The 22,342-nt window shown below is 65.3% G+C and carries 22 protein-coding genes; 16 read left to right on the forward strand and 6 right to left on the reverse strand.

Features of this window, described 5'->3' with window-relative positions; all coding sequences use genetic code 11:
- Nucleotides 1-100: 100 nt before the first annotated feature.
- Nucleotides 101-850: a lipoate--protein ligase family protein gene (locus ACFO0G_RS08850; protein WP_376977081.1), complete on the forward strand. Its 750-nt coding sequence runs from the start codon at nt 101-103 to the stop codon at nt 848-850.
- Nucleotides 851-888: 38 nt separating this feature from the next.
- Here ACFO0G_RS08850 and ACFO0G_RS08855 read toward each other — a convergent pair whose 3' ends face one another.
- The gene (locus ACFO0G_RS08855; RefSeq protein ID WP_236798496.1) at nt 889-1,146 is read right to left on the reverse strand and encodes a mycoredoxin; all 258 of its coding nucleotides are present in this window, start codon (nt 1,144-1,146) and stop codon (nt 889-891) included.
- A 132-nt stretch (nt 1,147-1,278) separates the two neighbouring features.
- Between ACFO0G_RS08855 and ACFO0G_RS08860 the strand changes: the two genes are divergently transcribed.
- Complete coding sequence (locus ACFO0G_RS08860) at nt 1,279-2,040, forward strand: SOS response-associated peptidase (RefSeq protein ID WP_376977084.1); 762 nt, start codon at nt 1,279-1,281, stop codon at nt 2,038-2,040.
- Between the two features lie 25 nt (nt 2,041-2,065).
- On the opposite strand, the gene ACFO0G_RS08865 is transcribed toward ACFO0G_RS08860, so the two are convergent.
- Entirely contained in the window at nt 2,066-2,488 is a 423-nt protein-coding gene (locus ACFO0G_RS08865; RefSeq protein WP_286397330.1) for a VOC family protein, read from the reverse strand.
- 19 nt (nt 2,489-2,507) lie between these two features.
- Here ACFO0G_RS08865 and ACFO0G_RS08870 point away from each other — a divergent pair, with 19 nt between their 5' ends.
- Nucleotides 2,508-2,828, forward strand: coding sequence for a chorismate mutase (locus ACFO0G_RS08870; RefSeq protein ID WP_142133710.1), 321 nt, complete (start codon nt 2,508-2,510; stop codon nt 2,826-2,828).
- 24 nt (nt 2,829-2,852) lie between these two features.
- Here ACFO0G_RS08870 and ACFO0G_RS08875 read toward each other — a convergent pair whose 3' ends face one another.
- Nucleotides 2,853-3,242: a hypothetical protein gene (locus tag ACFO0G_RS08875; RefSeq protein WP_142133711.1), complete on the reverse strand. Its 390-nt coding sequence runs from the start codon at nt 3,240-3,242 to the stop codon at nt 2,853-2,855.
- Between the two features lie 131 nt (nt 3,243-3,373).
- Here ACFO0G_RS08875 and ACFO0G_RS08880 point away from each other — a divergent pair, with 131 nt between their 5' ends.
- The 6 genes from ACFO0G_RS08880 to pdxS all read left to right on the forward strand — a co-directional run bounded on the left by ACFO0G_RS08880 (nt 3,374) and on the right by pdxS (nt 11,658).
- Nucleotides 3,374-3,724, forward strand: a complete 351-nt coding sequence (locus ACFO0G_RS08880; RefSeq protein ID WP_376977087.1) for a DUF6504 family protein — start codon at nt 3,374-3,376, stop codon at nt 3,722-3,724.
- Nucleotides 3,725-3,735: 11 nt separating this feature from the next.
- A complete protein-coding gene (locus tag ACFO0G_RS08885; RefSeq protein ID WP_376977089.1) occupies nt 3,736-7,227 on the forward strand; it encodes a DNA polymerase III subunit alpha in 3,492 nt (1,163 codons plus the stop codon).
- A gap of 138 nt (nt 7,228-7,365) precedes the next feature.
- On the forward strand, nt 7,366-9,375 hold the full coding sequence (gene thrS, locus ACFO0G_RS08890; protein ID WP_286397314.1) for a threonine--tRNA ligase: 2,010 nt from the start codon (nt 7,366-7,368) through the stop codon (nt 9,373-9,375).
- Between the two features lie 18 nt (nt 9,376-9,393).
- Nucleotides 9,394-9,981, forward strand: a complete 588-nt coding sequence (locus ACFO0G_RS08895; RefSeq protein ID WP_376977092.1) for an HIT family protein — start codon at nt 9,394-9,396, stop codon at nt 9,979-9,981.
- Nucleotides 9,971-10,594, forward strand: a complete 624-nt coding sequence (gene pgsA, locus ACFO0G_RS08900) for a phosphatidylinositol phosphate synthase (RefSeq protein WP_286397310.1) — start codon at nt 9,971-9,973, stop codon at nt 10,592-10,594. Before ACFO0G_RS08895 ends, pgsA begins: the two co-directional genes overlap by 11 nt.
- Before the next feature lie 137 nt (nt 10,595-10,731).
- The gene (gene pdxS / locus ACFO0G_RS08905) at nt 10,732-11,658 is read left to right on the forward strand and encodes a pyridoxal 5'-phosphate synthase lyase subunit PdxS (RefSeq protein WP_026265780.1); all 927 of its coding nucleotides are present in this window, start codon (nt 10,732-10,734) and stop codon (nt 11,656-11,658) included.
- Nucleotides 11,659-11,960: 302 nt separating this feature from the next.
- Here the strand turns inward: pdxS and ACFO0G_RS08910 are convergent, their stop codons facing one another.
- Nucleotides 11,961-13,973: a M3 family metallopeptidase gene (locus ACFO0G_RS08910; RefSeq protein WP_376977095.1), complete on the reverse strand. Its 2,013-nt coding sequence runs from the start codon at nt 13,971-13,973 to the stop codon at nt 11,961-11,963.
- Nucleotides 13,974-14,140: 167 nt separating this feature from the next.
- Here ACFO0G_RS08910 and ACFO0G_RS08915 point away from each other — a divergent pair, with 167 nt between their 5' ends.
- Nucleotides 14,141-15,514, forward strand: coding sequence for a ferredoxin reductase family protein (locus tag ACFO0G_RS08915; protein ID WP_376977097.1), 1,374 nt, complete (start codon nt 14,141-14,143; stop codon nt 15,512-15,514).
- Nucleotides 15,515-15,568: 54 nt separating this feature from the next.
- On the opposite strand, the gene ACFO0G_RS08920 is transcribed toward ACFO0G_RS08915, so the two are convergent.
- Nucleotides 15,569-16,324 carry a type 1 glutamine amidotransferase gene (locus ACFO0G_RS08920; protein ID WP_376977099.1) on the reverse strand — a complete coding sequence of 252 codons (756 nt, stop codon included), beginning with the start codon at nt 16,322-16,324 and terminating at the stop codon, nt 15,569-15,571.
- Nucleotides 16,321-17,613, reverse strand: a complete 1,293-nt coding sequence (locus ACFO0G_RS08925; protein WP_286397298.1) for a Mur ligase family protein — start codon at nt 17,611-17,613, stop codon at nt 16,321-16,323. Before ACFO0G_RS08925 ends, ACFO0G_RS08920 begins: the two co-directional genes overlap by 4 nt.
- 90 nt (nt 17,614-17,703) lie before the next feature.
- On the opposite strand from ACFO0G_RS08925, the gene pdxT reads away from it, so the two are divergent.
- The 6 genes from pdxT to yajC all read left to right on the forward strand — a co-directional run bounded on the left by pdxT (nt 17,704) and on the right by yajC (nt 22,248).
- Entirely contained in the window at nt 17,704-18,414 is a 711-nt protein-coding gene (gene pdxT / locus ACFO0G_RS08930; RefSeq protein ID WP_286397295.1) for a pyridoxal 5'-phosphate synthase glutaminase subunit PdxT, read from the forward strand.
- A gap of 3 nt (nt 18,415-18,417) precedes the next feature.
- On the forward strand, nt 18,418-19,173 hold the full coding sequence (locus ACFO0G_RS08935) for a YebC/PmpR family DNA-binding transcriptional regulator (protein WP_376977102.1): 756 nt from the start codon (nt 18,418-18,420) through the stop codon (nt 19,171-19,173).
- Nucleotides 19,174-19,241: 68 nt separating this feature from the next.
- Entirely contained in the window at nt 19,242-19,820 is a 579-nt protein-coding gene (ruvC, locus tag ACFO0G_RS08940; protein WP_159631890.1) for a crossover junction endodeoxyribonuclease RuvC, read from the forward strand.
- A gap of 88 nt (nt 19,821-19,908) precedes the next feature.
- Nucleotides 19,909-20,553 (forward strand): Holliday junction branch migration protein RuvA, encoded by a 645-nt coding sequence (gene ruvA, locus ACFO0G_RS08945; protein WP_376977105.1) that lies wholly within the window; start codon nt 19,909-19,911, stop codon nt 20,551-20,553.
- On the forward strand, nt 20,546-21,631 hold the full coding sequence (gene ruvB / locus ACFO0G_RS08950; protein WP_286397284.1) for a Holliday junction branch migration DNA helicase RuvB: 1,086 nt from the start codon (nt 20,546-20,548) through the stop codon (nt 21,629-21,631). Before ruvA ends, ruvB begins: the two co-directional genes overlap by 8 nt.
- A 209-nt stretch (nt 21,632-21,840) precedes the next feature.
- Nucleotides 21,841-22,248, forward strand: a complete 408-nt coding sequence (yajC, locus tag ACFO0G_RS08955) for a preprotein translocase subunit YajC (protein WP_376977108.1) — start codon at nt 21,841-21,843, stop codon at nt 22,246-22,248.
- The last annotated feature ends 94 nt before the right edge of the window (nt 22,249-22,342 follow it).

The raw sequence follows: 22,342 nt of genomic DNA on the forward strand, positions 1-22,342 counted from the left end.
GTGCCGCCGTCGGGCGTACCCTAGGTGTGGCCTGTCCGGCCGCTGCCATCGAACTTGTCGCCACCGAAACCGACGACGCCAAAGCCCAGGGAGCTTCGCAATGCAAAACACCGCTACCGGACTCCGCCCGCTCACCGTGGTGCGTCAGGACGTATCCCTTGGTGCGGGCCGCGACCTCGAATTTGGCCTCGAGCTTTTGGCCAGGGCCAGGAATGGCGGGATAGGGCCCACCCTGCGGCTGTACCGGCCCGCTCCCACTGTGGCGTTCGGGCAGCGGGACACCCGGCTGCCCGGCTTCGACGCCGCCGCCCGGGCCTGCCGGGAGAACGGCTTCGAGCCACTGGTCCGCAGGGCGGGGGGACGCGCTGCCGCTTACCACCAGGGCACCTTGGTGGTGGACCATATCGAACCGGACGCGGATGCCGTCGCCGGGTCCAAGGCGCGGTTCGGCTACTTCGGCGAACTTTTTGCTGCGGCGCTGCGCAGCGTGGGGGTGCAGGCAGCGGTGGGCGAGATCCCGGGAGAGTACTGCCCCGGGGAATTCAGCGTGCACGGCACCGACCCGCTGGACGGCTCACGGCGCGTGAAGCTGGTGGGAACTGCCCAGCGGGTGGTCTCCGGCGGATGGCTGTTCAGCTCCGTCATTGTGGTGGAGGATTCGGCCCCGATCCGCAAGGTCCTTACGGACAGCTACGCGGCACTGGGCCTGGACTGGGACCCTGCCACCGCCGGTGCGGCCAATGACCTGGTGCCCGGCCTGGATGTGGCAGCTGTTGAGCAGGCCCTGCTGGAAACATATGCGGGCCACGCCGCCCTGGAAACTGCCTCGTTCAGCAGCCTGGGGGCATGACCCGCAAAGAGTTGTGCGGCGCAGGTGGTTCTGGCTGATCAGGCGGCCAGGCGGCTCTTGACCTCGGCGGCTGACGGGTTGGTGGCTGCGGTGCCGTCCGGGAAGAGGACGGTGGGAACGGTCCGGTTGCCGCCGTTCAGCTGCTCCACGAGTTCGGCGGTGCCCTCCACCTCTTCGATGTTGATTTCGTTGTAGCCGATGCCCTGCGCATCGAGCTGCTTCTTCAGCCGGTTGCAATAGCCGCACCAGGTGGTGGAAAACATGGTGATGGTGCCGGATTCGGGGGTGAAGTCCACAGGGAGCTCCTATACGTCGCTTGGAAGGTTTCCTTACATTCAACCGTAGCGGGGCCGCCGGTATTCCCCGCTGCCGCAGTGCCTGGGCGGCGCCGCATGACACTTTATGGCGGCCGGTGGCAAGCTGGTGCCATGTGTGGACGCTACGTAATGGCCCGTGCCGTGGGGGACCTCCTGGCTGAGTTCGACGCCGAGCTGGAGGACGAGGTGAGCATTCCGCCGTCATGGAATGTGGCACCCACCGACGCCGTCCCCATAGTGCTGGAGCGCCTGAAGGAGGACAACGCCGGGCCCAGGCAGGTACGGCAACTGCATGTGGCACGCTGGGGCCTGGTCGCGTCCTGGGCGAAGGACCTGAAAATCGGGTCCAGCATGATTAACGCCCGCAGCGAATCGGTGCTGGAGAAACCGGCGTTCCGTAAAGCCGCGAAGTCACGTCGTTGTGCAGTTCCGGCCGATGGCTACTACGAATGGAAGCAGGGCCCCGGGAAGTCCAAGCAGCCGTATTACGTGCACCCTGGCCAGTACCACGGACTGGTTTTCGCCGGCCTCTATGAATGGTGGAAGGACCCGTCCCTGCCCGAGGGGGAGCCCGGGCGGTGGCTGCTGTCCACATCCATCCTCACCGCGGACACGCCTCCGCCGGGGACGGAGTCCACCATCTTTGGGAAGCTGACGGAACTGCACGACAGGGTGCCCCTGCCCATGGACAAGGCCACCATGGAAGCCTGGCTGGACCCCCACGCCGATGACGCAGCCGGCCTCGTGGACCTGGTGCGGTCAAGGGTCAAGGATGCCGCCGCCGACTGGCAGGTTGATTCCGTGGGAAAGGAAGTGGGCAATGTGCGCAACAACGGTCCCGAGCTGATCCGCCCGGTGGAGGCGCTGTTCTAGCAGCCCCGCTCAAGGCGCCCTGCCTTCACACGGTGACCGTACCGCCGTCGTCCACTGCCCAGGTGGGGTTGTAGGCCACCTCCCAGCGGAAGCCGTCGGGGTCGGCGAAGTACCCCGTGTAGCCGCCCCAGGGCTGGGTGACCGGTTCGGCGATGATGGCAGCGCCCGCAGCCGCTGCCTCCTCCATGATCCTGTCCACGTCCGCCGGACTTTCCACGTTATGGCTGAGGGTGATGCAGGGGACACCGGACGGCGGATTCGTGCCTGCTTCGGCCTGCATCTGGCGTGCGTCCCAGAGGGAGAGCACCAGGCCGTGGTTCACCTGGATGAACAGCACCTCCCCGGCCGCCTCCCGGTGGACCGGCCAGCCAAGGCCGTCAATGTAGAAGGCGCGCGAATCCGCAACGTTGCGGACACCGAGGGAGATAAAGTCGACTCTGGGCTCCATGCTTCGATACTGTCAGACGATGGCGACAATTCAAGGAAACGACAGGGATGCCCGGGCCGACAAGGAACAGCTCGCGGCCGTCCGGATTGCCGTTGACGAGGTGGATGAGCAGATTGTCACCCTCATTGCCCGCCGCGAACGGCTGATCAGGATTGCCGGAACCCTCAAGGGGGATGACGCCGAGGTGCGCGCCCCCGGACGGGTGGAGCGCATCATTGAGCATGTCCGTTCCGCTGCGGAGAAAAAGGACATCGACCCGGACATCGTGGAGTCAACGTACCGGGCCATGATCTCCGCGTTCATTGAACTTGAACTGCGGATCCACAAAGAAAACAGCTGAACTTTAAAGTGTTGGTGGAGGGGGCTACAGGGCCTCCTCCACCGGCACTCCGTGCTGGAACTCCCGTCCGTCCGCCTCGCTGAAGGCAGAGATGACGTGCCCCTTTCCCAGCCCATCCAGCGCTGAAAGGGGAAAGCTCCCGGTAATGCTGTTGTCCGAATGGGACACCCCGGACAGGTCGTAATCCTCCTCGACCCCCTGGTCCCGGTTGAACGAGTAGCAGGCGATTGCCTCCCCGTTCATGAATTCAATGCACAGCCGCCGCTGGAATGAATAGTCCGGCGAGGCTCCCATCAGCCCCACCACGTAGGCGCCGGATTCCGGAATGGCGCCGTCGATATCGAACGTGGCAAGGATGGTGGAGTCCTGGGCCTTGATGCTTGCCTGCTTTAGGAGTGCGTCATCGGTACTCATGCCAACATCCTGCTCCCTGCCGCACGCTCCGTCCACCCCCGCCTATGTTTTGCTGCAGACGCGGCGTAGACTGGCAGTATTCGAATACATGTTCGAATAACCATTCCAGGTTTACCGTCCGGGGAGGCGCCATGGGCATGTTCAGCGAGTCCGTTGACGTGGTGTGCTCCGCTGCGGGCCAGCCGGAATCCCTCACCTGGGCAGGCCGGTCCTACACGGTCTGCGCCGAACCTGTCCGGTGGTACGAACGCCGGCAATGGTGGGCGGAGGACGCCAGGGCTCCATTGGGAAGCGGGCAGGGCGTGGTGGACCACGAAATCTGGCGCATCCAGGTGATCCCAAGCCGGAAGCCACCCCGCCCCGGGGGTCCCAATGATCCTGCCGGTGCAGAAACCCTCACCCTTGACCTGTCCCGCCACATCCCCAGCGGCCGATGGCGGCTGCTGCGGATCCATGACGCGCTACGCCCCAGAACTGCCTGAAACAGAACAGCATGAGCTTCACCCACCTACACGTTTCCACAGCATTCAGCGCCCACTACGGCGTCTCCTGGCCGGAGGAGCTGGCCATGGCAGCCGCCGCGGACGGGGCTACTGCCCTTGCCTGCACCGACAGGGATGGCCTGTATGGCACCATCAAGCACCTCAAGGCCTGCATGGCTGCCGGCATCGATCCCATTGTGGGGGTGGACCTGGCAGTCTTTGACGACGACGGCGATCACCGCACGCAGGTAGCCGGCCGGGTGGTGGTGCTGGCCAGGGGCAATAACAACGGTGCCGGTTACCGTGCGCTCTGCAGGCTGGTATCCGATGCCCACGCCAGGACATCGGGGAAGGCCGGGGGAGCGGTCCCCGCGGCAGTCACCCGCGCCGAACTTGCCTCCCGCACCCTGGACCCCCAAACCCTCAAGCCGGTGCTGACCGTCCTGCTCGGACCTGACTCAGACGTCGGAAGGGCCATGGGTGGGCGGCGGTACCTGCGCCCCCGAACCCTGTTCAAGCAATGGATCGACGCCATGCCCGCTGGAACAGTGGTGGCGGAAATCGTCTCCCAGCTCAGCGCACCGGGTACCTCGTTCAGCACGGCCCATGCCGTCCGCATGCTCAGGCTCGCCGAGGAGCACCATGTACCTGCCATCCTCACCAATGCCGTCCGCTACTGCGCTGCCGATGGAGCCCCAACTGCCGACGTCCTGGACTCTGCCAGGACCTTGAAGTCCCTACCGGAACTGGCAGGAGAGCCGCTGCTGCAGCCAACCGGACAGGGATGGCTTAAAACCGGGGAGCACATGCTGGCCCTGGGGAAGGAGATCATTTCCGCTGCAGGTTATGGTGCCGCGGACCTCAAGCAGCTGATGGCCCAGACCGAGGCGCTCGCCGATCTTTGCCGGATCGACCCCACCACCGATATGGGCTGGAAACAGCCAGTTGTCCCTGAGGCGTCAGTCATTGGCATCAACCAGGATCCGCACGCCGAACTCATCCAGCGCTGCCATGCGGGAATCGGCAGGCGGTTCCCCGGTGTCAGCGGCAAGGCAGAGAAGGACATGCTGTTTCGGCTTGACCATGAACTGGGCATCATCAACAACCTCGGATTTTCCTCCTACTTCCTCACGGTGGCGGAGGTGTCCCGGATGATCCAGGACATGGGGGTCAGGGCGGCTGCCAGGGGATCGGGGGCCTCCAGCCTGGTCAACTACCTGATTGACGTCAGCCATGTGAACCCCCTCCAGCACGACCTCATTTTCGAACGGTTCCTTTCCAACGACCGCGCCACCCTTCCGGACATCGACATCGACGTCGAAAGCGCTGAACGCCACAACGTCTACCGGCGGATCTTCGAGCGGTTCGGGTCAGAGCGGGTCACCCTGATGAGCATGCAGAACGGATACCGGGCGCGGGGGGCAGTGCGCGACGCCGGGCTGGCGCTGGGTATGGACGACGGCGAGGTGGGGGAGATCGCCAAGCAGCTGTGGCGGTTTTCGGCCCGGAAGTTCCGGGAGGCGTTGCAGGAAAAGCCCGAGCTCCGGGAGTTTGCCGGCAGGGTTGAACAGCGCGATGCCGATGGCAACCAGCAGCTGGACCTGCTGGTGGATCTGACTGAACGCCTGGACCGGCTCCCCCGCCACATCTCCATGCACCCCTGCGGCGTGATCCTGGGTGATGCCACGCTCCTGGACCGCACCCCGGTCCAGCCAAGCGGGCTTGGCCTGCCCATGAGCCAGTTCGATAAACACGACATGGACCCCATGGGCATGCTCAAACTCGATGTCCTGGGTGTCCGCATGCAAAGCGCAATGGCTTTCGCCGTCCGGGAGATAATACGCATCCACCCCACCAAAAAGGACGTGGTGGCAGCGGGCAGGCACCCACTGGGACCCGATGGCACCGGCCCGGACTACATTGCCGGGGACGGCCGGATCGACCTCAACGCCGTCCCCCTTGACGATGAACCAACCTATGAACTGATCAGGAGCACGCACACCCTGGGTTGCTTTCAGATTGAATCCCCCGGGCAACGGGAACTGATCGGAAAGATGGCGCCCCGGGAATTCAACGACCTCATCATCGATATTTCCCTGTTCCGCCCCGGGCCGATGAAATCGGACATGGTGCGGCCCTTCCTGGAACACCGCCACGGATTTGCCCCTGAGGTTTATCCGCACCCGGACCTCAAACCCGTGCTGCAGGAAACCCATGGGGTCACGGTCTTCCACGAACAGATCCTGAAAACCCTCGACATCATGACCGGTTGCGGGCTGGCCAAGGCCGACGAGTTCCGCAGGGCGTTGAGCAACGAGGCGGGGGAAGCGCAGGTGGAGGAATACTTCCGGCGCCACGCGAAGGTGAGGGGGTACACCCCCGAGGTAGTGGACAAGGTATGGGGGACGTTGAAGTCCTTTGCCAGTTTCGGCTTCTGCAAGGCCCATGGCGCTGCCTTCGCGGTTCCCACCTACCAGTCCGCCTGGCTCAAAACACACCATCCCGAAGCTTTCCTGGCGGGCTTGTGGGAGCACGATCCGGGGATGTACCCCAAACGGCTTCTGGTGGCTGAAGCCCGGCGGCTGGGCATCCCCATCGTTCCCCTGGACATCAACAGGAGCAAAGCCGAGTACCGGGTGGAGCGGATCGAATCCGGCAAGGACACCGGCAAGCTGGGAATCCGGCTCAGCCTGAACGGGATCTACGGGCTGTCGGCCGCCGAATTGAAGCGGATCGTGGCGGGGCAGCCTTATGATTCGCTGGCCGACCTTCGGGCGCGCTCGCGGCTTAGCAAGCCAAACATCCGGCGCCTTGCCCAGTTAGGTGCCTTTGATTCCCTGCACCGGGAAGCAGGAGGTCCGGCCAACCGCGCGGACCTGGTGCAGCACCTGCAGCAGCTCCAAACCGCCAACGGAACCCGCAAGGGCGTGGAGGTGCTGGAGGGGCAGCTGGCCCTTCCCCTGGGCGACATCGAACTAAGGAACATCAAGCCCAGGCTTCCCGCCCCCACGCTGGTGGAAAACGTCAGGGCAGAACTTGACCTCATGGCCGTAGATGTCAGCACCCACCTGATGGAAAGCCACCGCCCCATGCTGGAAAGGCTCGGCGTCACCACAGCGGACAAGCTTCTTAGCATGCGCAACGGCACAGAAGTACTGGTGGCAGGAGTGCGCGTGGCAACCCAAACGCCTCCCATGCGCGGCGGCAGGAGGGTAGTTTTCATCAGCATCGACGACGGCACAGGCTGTGTTGATTCGGTCTTCTTCCATGAGGCCCAGGAAAGCGCCGGACCGCTCCTGTTCGGCACCCGCCTGCTGCTGATCCGCGGCACCACCCGAAGGACCGGTCCACGGGGCATCAGCCTGAGTGCAAGCATGGCATGGGACCTCAGCAGGACGGAGACACTGCCCTTCCCTGAGGCCGCGACGGCGGGCGGCGGGGACGTGGCCCATCCCCTGGATGGCATCAGCAGGACGCTGGCGATCACCGGTTTTAACGGGTGAGCCTGCAGTTTTTGCCGGGTGGGCATGCAGTGCGGCGCGTTGGTCGGCCCTCACAGGAACCGATAGCATTGACGGTGGCTGGCTGTGGTCCCCGTATGCCACAAGCTATGAAGCCTCAACTTTGAATAGGAGACACCCGTGTCAGATGCCCAGCAGATCACCCTTCTCGTCGATGGCGAAGAGACCAAGGTGACTACCGGGACAACCGGTGCGGAACTCTTCTTTGAGCGCCGCGACGTTGTCGTGGCCCGCGTTAACGGCGAGCTGAAGGACCTTGACCAGGAGCTTCCCGAAGGCGCCGAGGTGGAAGGCGTCACCATTGATTCGCCCGACGGCCTGAACGTCCTGCGCCACTCCACCGCCCACGTCATGGCCCAGGCAGTGCAGCAGCTGCGCCCCGACGCCAAGCTCGGCATTGGCCCCTACATCACCGACGGCTTCTACTTCGACTTCGACGTTGCCGAGCCGTTCACCCCCGAGGACCTCAAAACCCTCGAAAAGATGATGCAGAAGATCGTCAACCAGAACCAGAAGTTCGTCCGCCGCGTCGTCACCGAGGACCAGGCCCGCGAAGCGATGAAGAACGAGCCCTACAAGCTCGAGCTGCTGGGTAAGAAGAACGACGCCGCCGAGGCCGGGGAAGGCGTGAACGTTGAGGTGGGTGCCGGCGACATCACCATCTACGACAACGTGGAACGCAAGGAAGGCGCCACCGTCTGGTGCGACCTCTGCCGTGGCCCGCACCTGCCCAACACCAAACTCATCTCCAACGCCTTCGCCCTGACCCGTTCCTCGTCGGCCTACTGGCTGGGTAACCAGAAGAACCAGCAGCTGCAGCGCATCTACGGCACCGCCTGGCCCACCAAGGAAGCCCTGAAGGCCTACCAGGAGCGCATTGCCGAGGCCGAACGCCGCGACCACCGCAAGCTGGGCTCCGAACTGGACCTGTTCTCCTTCCCGGACGAGCTGGGTTCAGGACTGCCTGTCTTCCACCCCAAGGGCGGCATTATCCGCAAGGAGATGGAGGACTATTCCCGCCAGCGCCACGTCGAGGCCGGCTACGAGTTCGTCTACACCCCCCACATCACCAAGGGGCACCTGTACGAGGTCTCCGGCCACCTGGACTGGTACAAGGACGGTATGTTCCCGGCCATGCATGTGGATGCCGAACTCAATGAGGACGGCACCGTACGCAAGCCCGGCCAGGACTACTACCTGAAGCCGATGAACTGCCCCATGCACAACCTCATCTTCCGCTCCCGCGGCCGGTCCTACCGCGAGCTGCCCCTGCGGCTGTTCGAATTCGGTTCGGTGTACCGGTACGAGAAATCCGGTGTGGTGCACGGCCTCACCCGTGTGCGCGGCATGACACAGGACGACGCCCACATCTACTGCACCCGCGAGCAGATGAAGGATGAGCTCACCAAGACCCTCAACTTCGTCCTGGCCCTGCTCAAAGACTACGGGCTGAACGACTTCTACCTGGAACTGTCCACCAAGGACCCGGAAAAGTACGTCGGCGACGACGCCACCTGGGAGGAAGCCACCAGGACCCTTGCCGAGGTGGCCCAGGAGTCCGGACTGGAGCTCGTGCCGGATCCGGGTGGAGCAGCCTTCTACGGCCCGAAGATCTCGGTGCAGGCCAAGGATGCGCTGGGCCGTACCTGGCAGATGTCCACCATCCAGCTGGACTTCAACCTGCCCGAACGCTTCGAACTGGAGTTCCAGGCCGCCGATGGCAGCCGCCAGCGCCCCGTGATGATCCACCGCGCCCTGTTTGGCTCAGTGGAGCGGTTCATGGGCGTCCTCACCGAGCACTACGCCGGTGCGTTCCCCGCCTGGCTGGCTCCGGTCCAGGTGGTGGGCATCCCGGTTGCCGAAGCGTTCAACGAGTACATGTTCGACGTCGTCGATCAGCTTAAGGCCGCTGGTATCCGCGCCGAGGTGGACACCACCTCCGACCGGTTCCCCAAGAAGATCCGCACCGCCAGCAAGGACAAGATCCCGTTCGTGCTCATCGCAGGTGGCGACGATGCGGAAGCAGGAGCGGTGTCGTTCCGGTTCCGGGACGGAAGCCAGGACAACGGCGTGCCGGTGGAGGAAGCCGTCAAACGGATCACCGACGCCGTCCGCAACCGGACCAGCTAGCCGAACGGAAGCAGCACAGTGCAGGAGAACACAGGCGCAGGTTATCCAGGCGATGACGGCGTTACCGACTATTTTGCCCTCGCCGGTGTCCCGGACGCCTTCCAGCGCCTGTGGACTCCGCACCGCATGGCCTACATCAAGGGCGGGCAGCACCAGTTCAAGAACGAAAACGACTGCCCGTTCTGCGTGGGCCCCGCCCGCACGGACGAGGAAGCGCTCATTGTCTACCGCGGCCGGACCTGCTATGTGGTGCTGAACCTGTTCCCCTATAACCCGGGCCACCTGCTGGTCTGCCCGTACCGGCACATCCCGGACTACACGGACCTCACGGTTGAGGAAACAGCAGAGTTCGCCGAACTCACCCAGACGGCCATGCGGGTCCTCCGCAAAGTCTCCAATCCCGGCGGCTTCAACCTGGGCATGAACCAGGGTTTGGTGGGGGGTGCCGGAATCTCTGCGCACCTGCACCAGCACATCGTTCCGCGGTGGGGCGGGGACGGCAACTTCTTCCCCATCATCGCCCAGACCAAGGCCATCACCCAGACCCTTGATGAGGTCCGGCAGCAGGTTGCCGACGCCTGGCCCGGGGAGTCGGATGCTGAATAGGCATGCCCGCGGCTTCTTCACCGCGGTGTTTACCCCGCTGGCCCGCTGGCTCCTGAAGATCGGTGTTTCCCCGGACGCGGTGACCATTCTTGGCACTGCAGGGGTTGCGGCGGGAGCCCTCGTGTTCTACCCCCTGGGTCAGCTCTTCTGGGGCACCCTCTTCATCACGGCGTTCATTTTCTCCGACGTGCTGGACGGCATCATGGCCCGAATGCAGGACGCGAAGAGCCGCTGGGGAAACTTCCTTGACTCCACCCTGGACAGGATCGCCGATGGCGCCCTGTTCGCCGGCGTGTCCGTTTGGTTCTTCACCGGGGGCAACAACACCGCCATCGCCGTCTCCGCCCTGCTGTGCCTTGTCCTGGGCATGGTGGTTTCGTATGCCAGGGCCAAGGCCGAATCCCTGGGGTTCACAGCGAACGTGGGCATTGCAGAACGTGCTGAACGCCTGGTATCCGTGCTGGTGGTCACCGGCCTGACCGGCCTTGGACTCCCGCCGGTGGTCCTGCTGGTGACGCTGGTACTGCTTGCGGTGGCGAGCCTCGTGACGGTGGTGCAGCGCATCGTTTCCGTCCGCCGGCAGGCCTTGGCGGAACCCACGCCCGCTGATTAAGCATGATTAAGCCGGGCACGCGGCGGGGGACTAGTATATAAGTGCCCGGTCAAGGGACCCGGCAACCCGTGCGTGCACCCCCGGCAGCTGCCGCCGCATGCCCGGCGAAGATCATCTGTCTACCCATAGGGGTTTTTGTGTCTACACCTGATGTAAGCAACGAGGCCGGTTCGTCCGCGAACAGCGTCACGGGCAGCAGCCGCGTGAAGCGCGGCATGGCCGAGATGCTCAAGGGCGGCGTCATCATGGACGTCGTCAACGTCGAGCAGGCCCGCATCGCCGAAGACGCCGGTGCCGTGGCAGTCATGGCGCTGGAGCGTGTTCCGGCCGATATCCGCGCCCAGGGCGGCGTGTCCCGTATGTCCGATCCGGACATGATCGACCAGATCATCGATGCCGTGTCCATCCCGGTCATGGCCAAGGCCCGCATCGGCCACTTCGTCGAGGCCCAGGTCCTGCAGTCCCTCGGCGTTGACTACATCGACGAGTCCGAGGTCCTGACCCCGGCCGACTACATCAACCACATCGACAAGTGGAACTTCAAGGTTCCCTTCGTCTGCGGTGCCACCAACCTCGGTGAGGCCTTGCGCCGCATCAACGAAGGCGCGGCCATGATCCGCTCCAAGGGCGAGGCCGGTACCGGCGACGTCTCCAACGCCACCGGCCACATGCGCAAGATCCGCTCCGAGATTGCCCGGCTCTCCTCCCTGCCCGAGGACGAACTGTACGTCGCGGCCAAGGAACTGCAGGCCCCCTACGAACTGGTCAAGGAAGTCGCCGCAGCCGGCAAGCTTCCCGTGGTCCTGTTCACCGCAGGCGGCATCGCCACCCCCGCTGACGCTGCCATGATGATGCAGCTCGGCGCCGACGGCGTCTTCGTCGGTTCCGGCATCTTCAAGTCCGGCAACCCGGCCCAGCGCGCCGCCGCCGTCGTCAAGGCCACCACCTTCTTCGACGACCCGGACGTCATCGCTAAGGCCTCCCGCGGCCTGGGCGAAGCCATGGTGGGCATCAACGTCGACGAGATCCCCCAACCGCACCGTCTCGCTGAGCGCGGCTGGTAACTCTCTCCTCGCGTCCTCTTGGGGCGCCGGACGGCGCTGATCCTCTGCGTGCTATTCCCCGCGCCCCGTTGGCGGCTTTGTCGACGGTCCGGGCGCGGGGGCCCTTTTACGCACGCTGCCGGATCAGCCCCGCCTCTCGTTTGGCTAGTCGCCAACCGCGGTAACTTACGACGCCGGTTCCTCACCTTCTCTGGTGGGGGACCGGCGTCGTCCGTTTTTTAGGTCTCTTCTGGAACCGTCGATTGCTCCGTACTTGTCGTTTTCGGGGCTCAAAACGACAAGTACTCAGCAATCGATGGGGGTTATTCGAGGCCGCGGCGCTTTAGCAGGGGCTCGAGCCGTGCTTCGCGGCCTCTCAGGGTCCGGAAGGACTCCAGGGGGTCGCGGCTGTTGCCGCGGCTGAGGAGTTCCTGGCGGAAGCGTTCGCCGTTGCTCCTGGAGAGGCCGCCGTTCTCGGTGAACCAGTCCACCGTCTCTGCGTCCAGCACTTCACTCCAGATGTAGGAGTAGTAGCCGGCCGCGTAGCCTGCCCCGGCGAAGATGTGCTGGAAGTAGCCGGTCCGGTACCGCGGCGGGATCAGCGGGTGGGCGATACCTGCCGCAGCGAGGGCCTTCGCCTCAAACTCCACGGCATCGTCCGGCACCTCACCAGGTTCCAGCGTGTGCCAGGCGAGGTCGAGCAGGGCTGCGCCCAGGTATTCGGTGGTTGCAAAGCCTTCGCCCCACAGCCGGGATTCGTTGAGCCGGTCCACAATGTCCTGCGGAAGTGGGTCCCCGGTGACGTGGTGGCGGGCGTAGTTGGACAGTACCTGCGGCCACATGATCCACATCTCGTTGACCTGCGAGGGGTACTCCACAAAGTCCCGCGGCACGGAAGTGCCGGAGAAGCGGGGATAGGTGACGTTGGAGAACAGGCCGTGCAGGGCGTGGCCGAACTCGTGGAACAGGGTCCGCAGCTCGTCCAGGCTTAGAAGGGTAGGCTCGCCGGCCGGAGGCTTGGAAATATTGAGCGTGTTGATCACCACTGACTGGGTGCCCAGCAGGGCGGACTGGTCCACCAGCGAGTTCATCCACGCGCCACCCCGCTTCGACTCACGCGCGTAGTAGTCGCCGAGGAACAGGCCCAGGCTGGCGCCGTCCTCATTCAGGACCTCCCAGATGCGCACATCCGGATGGTACGCCTGGAGATCAGCCCTCTCCTGGAAGGTGATGCCGTACAGCGACGTTGCAGCAAAGAACACGCCGTCGGTAATGACCCGGTCGAGTTCGAAGTAGGGGCGGAGCGCCTGTTCGTCCACGTCGTACTTCTCCCGCCGCACCTTCGCGGAATAGTAGGCCCAGTCCCATGCTTCCAGCGGGTGGCCGGCAACCTCGGCCAATGCGGCCGCCTCGGCATCGGCGTTGCGGACAGCGGCCGGCGCCATCCGGTTGAGCATGGTCCGGATTGCCTCGAAGTCCGGGGCCGTCTGCCGGTCGGCCACAAGCTCGGCGTAGTTGGCGAAACCCAGCAGCTGCGCCTTTTCCGCCCGAAGGCCGGCCATCTCCCTGGCGGGGTCCAACACATCCAGGCTGCCGCCGTCACTGCCCCTGGCCACGGATGCTTCGAACAGACGACGGCGGACGTCCCGGTTTTCGAGCGAGGCCAGGGCAGGCTGATTGCCGGGTTGGATCAGGGTGAGCAGGTATTTTTCGTCGTGCCCGGCGGCGCGGGCAGCTTCGGCGGCGCTGGCGACGTCGTCGGCGGGCAGGCCCGCCAGGTCATTGACGTCCTCCAGCAGCAGGGCCGCGGATTTCATTCCCTCTTTGACCCGTTGGCCGAACTCGGTGCCCAGCCGGGCCAGCCCGGCGTTGATGGCCCGCAGCCGCTCCTGGCCCGGTCCGTCCAGCTGGATGCCTGACTGGCGGAACTCCCTGAGGTACTCGTCCACCAGCCGGATGGATTCGGGATCATGGCCGGCCGTATCAATAGCCGCAAAGCGCTCAAACAGCCTCCTGTTGAGGTACACCTCGTCCTGGTGCGAGGAGAACCGAGGCGACAGCACCGTTTCCAGTTCCCTGATCTGCTCAGACGCGTCGGCCGACACCAGGGTAAAGAATGCCGCCGCTGCCCTGTTCAGGAGCTGTCCGGAGCGTTCCATGGCGAGGGCCGTGTTCTCAAACGTGGCCGGTTCCGTGCTGTTGGCGATGGCCTGGATCTCGTCCAAGTGGGAAGCCAGACCCGCTTCGATGGCCTCGCCGTACTGCTCCGGAGTGAGCGCCGTGAAAGGTGGAAGGCCGTAGGGCAGGGGACTGGCGGTGAGGAGGGGGTTCGTCATGGGGTAAACCTTTCACAGCGGGGCACGCTTCTCAATCACCGCCAATGGCGGCGTCCTCCCAGCCGGCATCCCTACAATTGCCGCTAGGTAGTCCGGCCAGGACTGCAACCAGTGCGCCCAGCAGGGCAAACGCCCAGTTCGGGAAATGACGAAGGAGATCGGGGCCCATGACCAAAGGTGGCACAAGGCCCGGGACGACCTTCGTGGGCATACCGTTCCGGTGGCTGGGACCGGGCGTGGTCATGCTGCTCGTGGGGGCGTACGGCATCTTCTGGTACCTGGCGCGTCCCGAGAACGAGCCCCTCACGGGCTACATAGGGCAGCTTTTCGGCGGCGAGTCCGTGCTGCTGTATTCGATCGCACTGGTGCTGGTCAGTACCCTTCCCCTTGTCGAGCCTGTCTTCGGCGGCATTGACCACGCTGCCATCTGGCACCGCAGGGCGGCGATTACGGCAACGATTTTGCTGCTGCCGCACATCGAGCTCGCGGCCAACCCCGAGGCTACCAGCCTGGGAAAAACCCTGGCCGTGGTGGCCATCTGCGGCCTGGCGGCGCTGGTGGTGTGGGCAATCCTGCCGCGCTGGCGCACCATGCTTCCGGCACCCATCCGGCGGCTGGTGGTTGCCGCTCTCCAGTCCAAGCCGGTCCAGGTGGCGGTCCGGCTGGTGGGCGGCTACGAGCGGTGGCGGGGCTTCCACCGCCTGACCGGCTTGTTCCTGGCCGCTGGATTCCTGCACGGCCTGCTCGATGCCAGCGCATTCGACGCGGTGCCCGGACTGCGGTGGAGCTACGTGGCCATCGGCGGAACGGGCCTGGCTTTCTATGCCTACCGGGAACTGCTGGCGCGCCGCTTCCTGCCGCATCACGACTATCAGGTGGCAGGAGTCCGGCCGGTTGCTGCCGACCTGGTGGAAGTGGCACTGCGTCCCCTGGGCCGGCCGTTGACTTTCAAGCCCGGCCAATTCGCCATGGTCTACCTCGAAACGGCCGACGGCTGGCAGCGCCACCCGTTCTCCATCTCAGGGCCGGCCCCGGAGGGTGGAATCAGTATCACGGTGAAGGCACTTGGAGACCACACCACCAAGCTCCCCGACGTGGTCCAGCCAGGCATGCCGGCGGTTGTGGGTGGTCCCTACGGCCGGTTCGACCGGCACCGCGGCACTGCACACCAGGTCTGGATCGCGGGAGGGGTGGGAATTACACCGTTCCTCAGCTGGCTGCGCGCCTTGGACAGGGAGCCTGATGCGGAACTTCAGGAGGAGGTCCACTTCTTCGTCACTTCGGCCGGGCGTTCCCCGTTCGCCGATGAGATCCTTGCCGTGGCCCGCAACCATCCCAGGCTTACCGTGCACCTGGTGGACACGGCGGCGGACGGCCGGCTGACCCCGGAATCGGTCCTGGCGTCTGTGGGCGGCGAACCAGCTCGGCTGTCAGTCTTCATGGGCGGACCGGATGCCATGCTGCGGCAGTTCCGGAAAGCCTTCCAGGCGGCAGGCGTCCGCCGGGCCAACATCCACCGCGAGTACTTCCAGTGGCGTTGAGGCGCCACTGAAGCCGCCCAGTTTCGCAAGCGATCCGGCAGGGGCCGTCGCAGCTCAGCGGGGGCGGCGGGCAGCGTGCTCCCGGGCCAGGACTGCGTAGGTGTCGTCGGGATTGCCGGGCGAGAAGCTGCCGAACCTGCGCTCCGCAGCCGTACGGATGAGGAAGTCCGCGATGGCCGGGTTCTTGGGCAGCAGCGAGCCATGCAGGTAGCTGGCAACGATGTTGCGGTAGCGGGCACCCTCATGGCCGTCGTTGCTGTTGTTTCCCGTGCCTTTGGCCACCGTACCGAGCGGCCGGACCCTGTCGCCCAGCGTCGTCTGTCCGCTGTGGTTTTCGTAGCCCAGGACTTCGCCGAACTCCGTGGTTGAGACCTTGACGTTGCCGATCAGGCGCTCATCGGTGCCGTGCGTTTCCACGTCCAAGACACCGATACCGGGAATGACGGCGCCCGTGCGGGTCTTGAAGAACCGTCCGAAGAGCTGGTAGAGGCCGCAGATGACCAGCATGGGCGCGCCGTCCTCGGCCAATTCCTTGAGTTCCCCTGCCCGGGACTGCAGGTCGTCCTGGATCACCAGCTGCCCGCTGTCCTGCCCGCCGCCGCCCACAATGATGTCCACGCCGTCAGGGAAGGGATCGCCAACGTTGTACTCGAGCAGTTCCGGGGTGTAGCCGTGCCACTGGATGCGGCGCTGCAGCACCAGCGCGTTGCCCCAGTCGCCGTAAATGTTCATGTCGCGGGGATAGAGCTGGACCACGCGGAGGGTGCCCTTGGACCCGCCGTCCGCCGTCGCTGCTTGTGCCGGATTCACGAGACAACCTCCACGGTGGTGATTTTGGACAGCTCGCGGCGGATGGCAAGCATCGCCGTGTAGGTGCAGAAGATCCGCTTCGGCTTGCCCCGGCCTTCCCTGACGAAGGCGGCCAGGGCGGCGGGGATCTCCGTTTCCACGGCTCCGACGGGAACCTGGTCGTACTGCAGCCGGAGCGCCATGTCGTAGGCCCGCGACCCGGTGATCATGTCCACACCGCCCTCGCGGAGCGAGTCGAACTCGACGTCCCAGAGCCAGGACATGTCCCGGCCGTCCGCGTAGTTGTCGTTGATGGCGACCATGGTGGCGTAACCGGCGGCAGGGAAGGATTTCAGGCCCAGCCGGAAACCGCTGGGGTTCTTCACCAGCACCAGGTCCAGCGGCTGGCCGTCCACCGTAAGGCTTTCACCGCGGCCAAAGGCGGGGGCCACCTTGGACAATGCCTCGAGAAGGGTGGCGTGGTCGGCCGTGGCGGCGCCCGCGCCGCAGATGCTGCGGGCCAGGGTCAGGGCCGCAGCGGCATTGAAGATGTTGTACACGCCGCGCAGCTTCATCGCCGTGGTGACCGTATCGCCGTCGTACTCAAACTCGGCGTTGTCCGCGCCCACTTTCCGGAGCACGACGTCGGCCGCCGGCTTTTCCGGCAGGCCCGCCGGGGCGGGACTACCGGGAACGGCCCGCATGTCGTCGTCGTTGGGAAAGGTCCCCAGCAGGGAGTCGTCAAGGCCGAAGTACTTGACCTCCTGGCCCGTGAGGGTGTCCGCGATCCGGGCCACCCGGGGATCCTCTCGGTTGAGGACTACGGTTCCGGTGGTCTTGGCGGCGATGTGCTGCAGGAGCTGCGCGGTCTTGTCGATCTCGCCAAAACGGTCCAGTTGGTCGCGCAGCACGTTAAGGAGGAGGCAGTACCGGGGCGGGACACTGTTCACGAAGTGGACTGCGTGGGCTTCGTCGAGTTCCAGGACGGCAATGTCCGCGTCCAGCCTGCCGCGCCAGTCCACCTCACCCAGGAGGGCTGCCGCCACGCCCCGCGTGAAGTTGCTGCCGGTGCGGTTGGTGAAGACCTTCAGGCCCTGGCTTTCCAGCAGTTCCACCACCATTTTGGTGGTCGTGGTTTTGCCGTTAGTGCCGCTGACCACCGCCACACCGTGCGGCAGGGTGGTGAGCGTGCGCCGCATGAAGCCGGGGTCGATTTTCTCGACCACCAGGCCCGGCAGGGCGGACCCGCCGCCCCGCAGCCGGGACACCCTGCGGACCAGCTTGCCGAGCGGAACACTGTAGAAGACCATGTTTTGAATATATCCCAGCAGCGGCATGCAACCGCTGCCCGCAGGACGTGTGCGGCAGCGGCTGCACGGCCCGGGCCGTATGCTGGAAAGATGACAAACCCCCCATCTGCTGCCCAGGCGCGCGTGGGGTCAGGCCTGAAAATCGGTGTCCTGGCCCTCCAGGGCGACTTCCGTGAGCACCTGCGTGCCGCGGAAGCCACAGGCGCCCAAGCCGTGCCCGTGCGCCGTCCGGAGGAACTGGACGGTCTGGACGGCCTCATCATTCCCGGCGGCGAGTCCACCACTATCGATAAGCTGGCCCGGGCCTTTGACCTTGCCGACCCCCTCCGCAAGTACATCGGCGAGGGCCTGCCCGTGTACGGCTCCTGTGCAGGCATGATCCTGCTCGCGTCCGACATTGCAGATCCGGCGACCGATCTCTCCGGTGCGCCCCAGCAGACCTTCGGCGGCCTCGACATCACTGTCCGCCGCAACGCTTTTGGCCGCCAGCGCGAGTCCTTCGAAACCGACCTGGACTTCAAGGGCCTGGACTTCAGCGCCACGGAATCGGGCGTGGAACCGGTCCATGCAGTCTTCATCCGCGGCCCTTGGGTGGAGCGGGTGGGGGAGGACGTGGAGATCCTCGCGCAGGTGGAGCCGGCGGACCCCGGCCAGGCCTCCCACGCTGCCCAGCTGCCGGGGGCGGCTAGAATTGTGGCAGTGCGTTCCGGCCAGCTGCTGGCCACCTCCTTCCATCCGGAAGTGACCGGCGAAAAACGCGTACACGAACTGTTTATCCGAATGATCAGAGGAGAAGCGTAAAGCATGTCAGGCCACTCCAAATGGGCAACGACCAAGCACAAAAAGGCGATCATTGACAGCCGCCGCGCAAAGTCGTTCGCCAAGCTGATCAAGAACATCGAAGTTGCCGCCCGGATGGGCGGGCCGGACCTCGCCGGCAACCCCGGCCTGGAACTTGCGGTGACCAAGGCGAAGAAGACCTCGGTTCCCAACGACAACATCGACCGCGCCATCAAGCGCGGCGCCGGCCTTACCGGTGAAGTGGTCGATTACACCGAGATCATGTATGAGGCCCGCGGCCCCCAGGGTTCCGCCCTGCTGATTGAGTGCCTTACCGACAACAAGAACCGGGCAGCCTCCGAGGTCCGCCTGGCCATCTCCCGTAACGGCGGCACCATCGCCGATCCCGGCTCCGTGAGCTACCTCTTCACCCGCAAGGGTGTGGTCAACCTGCCCAAGAACGGCCTGAGCGAGGACGATGTCCTGATGGCCGTCCTCGACGCCGGAGCCGAGGAGGTCAAGGACAACGGGGAGACGTTCGAAATCCACTCGGAACCGGGCGACCTGCAGGCTATCCGTGAAGCGCTGAAGGAAGCCGGCATTGAATACGACACGGACGAAGTGGAGTTCGTGCCCTCGATGCAGGTGGAGCTGGATGTTGACGGCGCCCGCAAGTTCCTGAAGCTGGCCGACGCCCTCGAGGACCTCGACGACGTCCAGAACGTGTACAGCAACGCCGACCTCAGCGACGAAGTCCAGGCTGCCCTGGAATCCGAGTGACGTCCCGCCTTGCCCGCTAGCCCGCAGCTGGAGTCTAGGCCGGATTCCCTGGCAGGGGCGGAGGACAGATGACCCTCCGCGTCCTGGGGGTTGACCCCGGCCTCACCCGCTGTGGCATCGGCGTGGTTGATGTGGAACGGAACCGGCGCGCCAGCATGGTGGCCGTCGGCGTAGTGGGCACGTCCCCGGACGAGACCCTCGACCGCCGCCTGCTGGTGATCGCGACGGCCATTGATGAGTGGCTGGACCGCTACGAGCCGGAGGTCCTCGCCGTCGAACGCGTTTTCTCGCAACTCAACGTGAGCACGGTAATGGGAGTGGCCCAGGCGTCCGGCGTTGTGATCGCGGCAGCAGCCCGGCGGGGCATCCCGGTGGCACTCCACACGCCGTCGGAGGTCAAAGCCGCAGTCACCGGGAGCGGGTCCTCCAACAAGGACGCCGTGACCAAGCTGGTGACCAAAATCCTACGGCTGGACGCACCACCACGCCCTGCCGACGCGGCCGATGCCCTGGCTCTTGCCATCACCCATGCCTGGCGCGCCGGGAGCGGCGCTGCCGTGGCCACCACCGGTCCCGGCAGTTCATCGCTGACCCCCGCCCAGCGGGCGTGGGCCGAAGCCGAGGCCAAAGCGCGCCGCGCACGCTGATTGTCCCTGCTGCTTGCTAGGGTATTCGTAGATATGTTCGGATAGTCGTGCCCCATCTGCGGGCCGGCAATACCACGGGAGCCCGGCCTTGATCAGTTTCCTCCGCGGAACCGTAGCGCACGTTGGCCTGTCAACGGCAGTGATTGACCTCAACGGGGCCGGGATGAGCGTCTACGCCACCCCACAGACCCTCAGCCGCCTCCGCGTCGGTGAAGAGGGAAAGGTGTTCACCTCGCTGATCGTGCGGGAGGACTCCCTGACGCTCTTCGGCTTCGCGGACGACGACGAGCGCGAGGTTTTCGAGATCCTGCTCAGTGTGAGCGGCGTCGGCCCCCGGCTTGCCCTTGCTGTGCTGGCCGTCCACGAACCCGAGGCCATCCGCGTGGCGGCGCATACGGGGGACAGCAAGACCTTCACCAAGGTCCCCGGAATCGGCCCCAAGGTCGCCGGCCGGATCGTCCTGGAGCTCGCAGGCAAGCTCGTCCCGCAGGGAACCGCCCCCACCGCCGGGGCCGGCACCCCGGCCGAGGCCGCCTGGAAGCCCCAGGTGGTGGCCGCCATGACCAGCCTTGGCTGGTCCGAAAAGGACGCGTCCGCCAGCATCGACAAAGCACTTGCCGACGAACCCGAAGTGTCCTTCCGCGGCAACGTTCCCGAGATCCTCCGCACCACGCTCCGGTGGCTGGGCCAGGACGGCGCACGCGCCGGCAACCGCGTAGGCACCCGTGGCTGAACCCTCACTGGTTGCCGCGGGGGAGGAGCCGGAGGAGCGCGCCATCGAGGCTGCGCTGCGACCCAAGAACCTGGACGACTTCGTTGGCCAGCACCGGGTGCGCAAGCAATTGTCGCTGGTGTTGCAGGCCTCCCGGATGCGCGGGCGCACCGCGGACCACGTGCTGTTCTCAGGGCCGCCCGGCCTGGGCAAGACCACCCTCGCCATGATCGTCGCGGCCGAGATGAATGCCCCGCTGCGCCTCAGCAGCGGACCCGCCATCCAGCACGCCGGCGACCTCGCGGCCATCCTGTCCTCGCTCTCCGAAGGCGAGGTCCTGTTCCTCGACGAAATCCACCGCATGTCGCGGCCGGCCGAGGAAATGCTCTACATGGCCATGGAGGACTTCCGCGTCGACATCGTCGTGGGCAAAGGGGCAGGGGCCACCGCAATTCCACTGGAACTGCCGCCGTTCACCCTGGTGGGCGCCACCACCCGTGCCGGTTTGCTGCCGGGGCCCCTGCGCGACCGTTTCGGCTTCACCGGGCACCTGGAGTTTTACTCGGTCGAGGAGCTGGAGCTGGTCCTGCGCCGTTCCGCAGGCCTGCTGGACCTGAAGGTCAATTCCGCCGGATTCGCTGAGATCGCCGGGCGCTCACGCGGCACGCCGCGTATCGCCAACCGACTGCTGCGCCGTGTCCGGGACTGGGCGCTGGTGCACGGCATCGAACAAATCGACGCCAGGGCCGCTTCCGCTGCCCTGGACATGTATGAAGTGGACAAGAAAGGACTGGACCGGTTGGACCGGGCCGTCCTGGAGGCCCTCATCACCAAATTCGGCGGCGGTCCCGTGGGCCTTTCCACCCTCGCCATTGCCGTGGGCGAGGAAACCGAAACGGTGGAAACCGTCGCCGAACCCTTCCTGGTCCGCGAAGGCCTGCTGGGCCGGACGCCCCGCGGCAGGATCGCGCTGGCGCCCGCATGGACGCACCTTGGCTATGCCATCCCGTCCAACGTGTTCGCGCAGGAGCAGTTGGACCTCTTCGAGCCCGGCGGGGACGCTTCCGCAGCGGGGGAATGGGCTCCGGAGGGCCAATAGCAGGCTCCCTTCAGCTTTTCCCTTTAGACTGGTATGACGCCCGGCACGTTCGGGTCTTTGTTTCGCGGGTGGCCCTGACGCCCCCGTCGCTTGGGGAAGGAAAAGTCAGGCCGTCTGCCTGCATCACCAGCCCGCCCCGGCCGAAGCGAAGCCGACGTCGCTGGAAAACCAGCTGTACCAGAAAAAGAACGGAATTCCCCTTGGATCCAATGTCAATTCTCCTGTTCGTCATGCTCGGCGTGTTCATCTTCATGATGTTCCGCCGCAACAAGAAGACGCAGCAGCAGCAGGCAGAGCTCCAGTCGAAGTTTGGCCCGGGCGTGGAGGTCATGACCAGTTTTGGCCTTTTCGGCCGGATCGTGGACATCGACGAGGCCGACAACAAGGTCACCCTTGAACTTTCCCCCGGCAACCTGGCCACGGTCCACCGCCAGGCCGTCACCAAGGTCATCGAGCCTGCGGCGGAAGCCACCACCGAGTCCGCCGCCGCTTCCCCGGTAGTGCCGGACGACGCCTCCTCGCTGACCACCCCGGAGGCCGGGAGCACCGCCACCGGCGCGGAGACTCCGGAAGAAACCCTGAAGCGCCTCAACGACGAGGGCAAGAAGGACAGCTAGGCCCGCTGGCCCCTTTCCTCCCTCTACCGCTGCGGACCACCGCCGGCGCGGGCCAGAGCCTGCGCCGGCGGTTCCTCCGCGAATAAGAGAAAGA

It is taken from the genome of Arthrobacter sedimenti (genome assembly GCF_042652025.1).
Classification (GTDB): Bacteria; Actinomycetota; Actinomycetes; order Actinomycetales; family Micrococcaceae; genus Arthrobacter; species Arthrobacter sedimenti.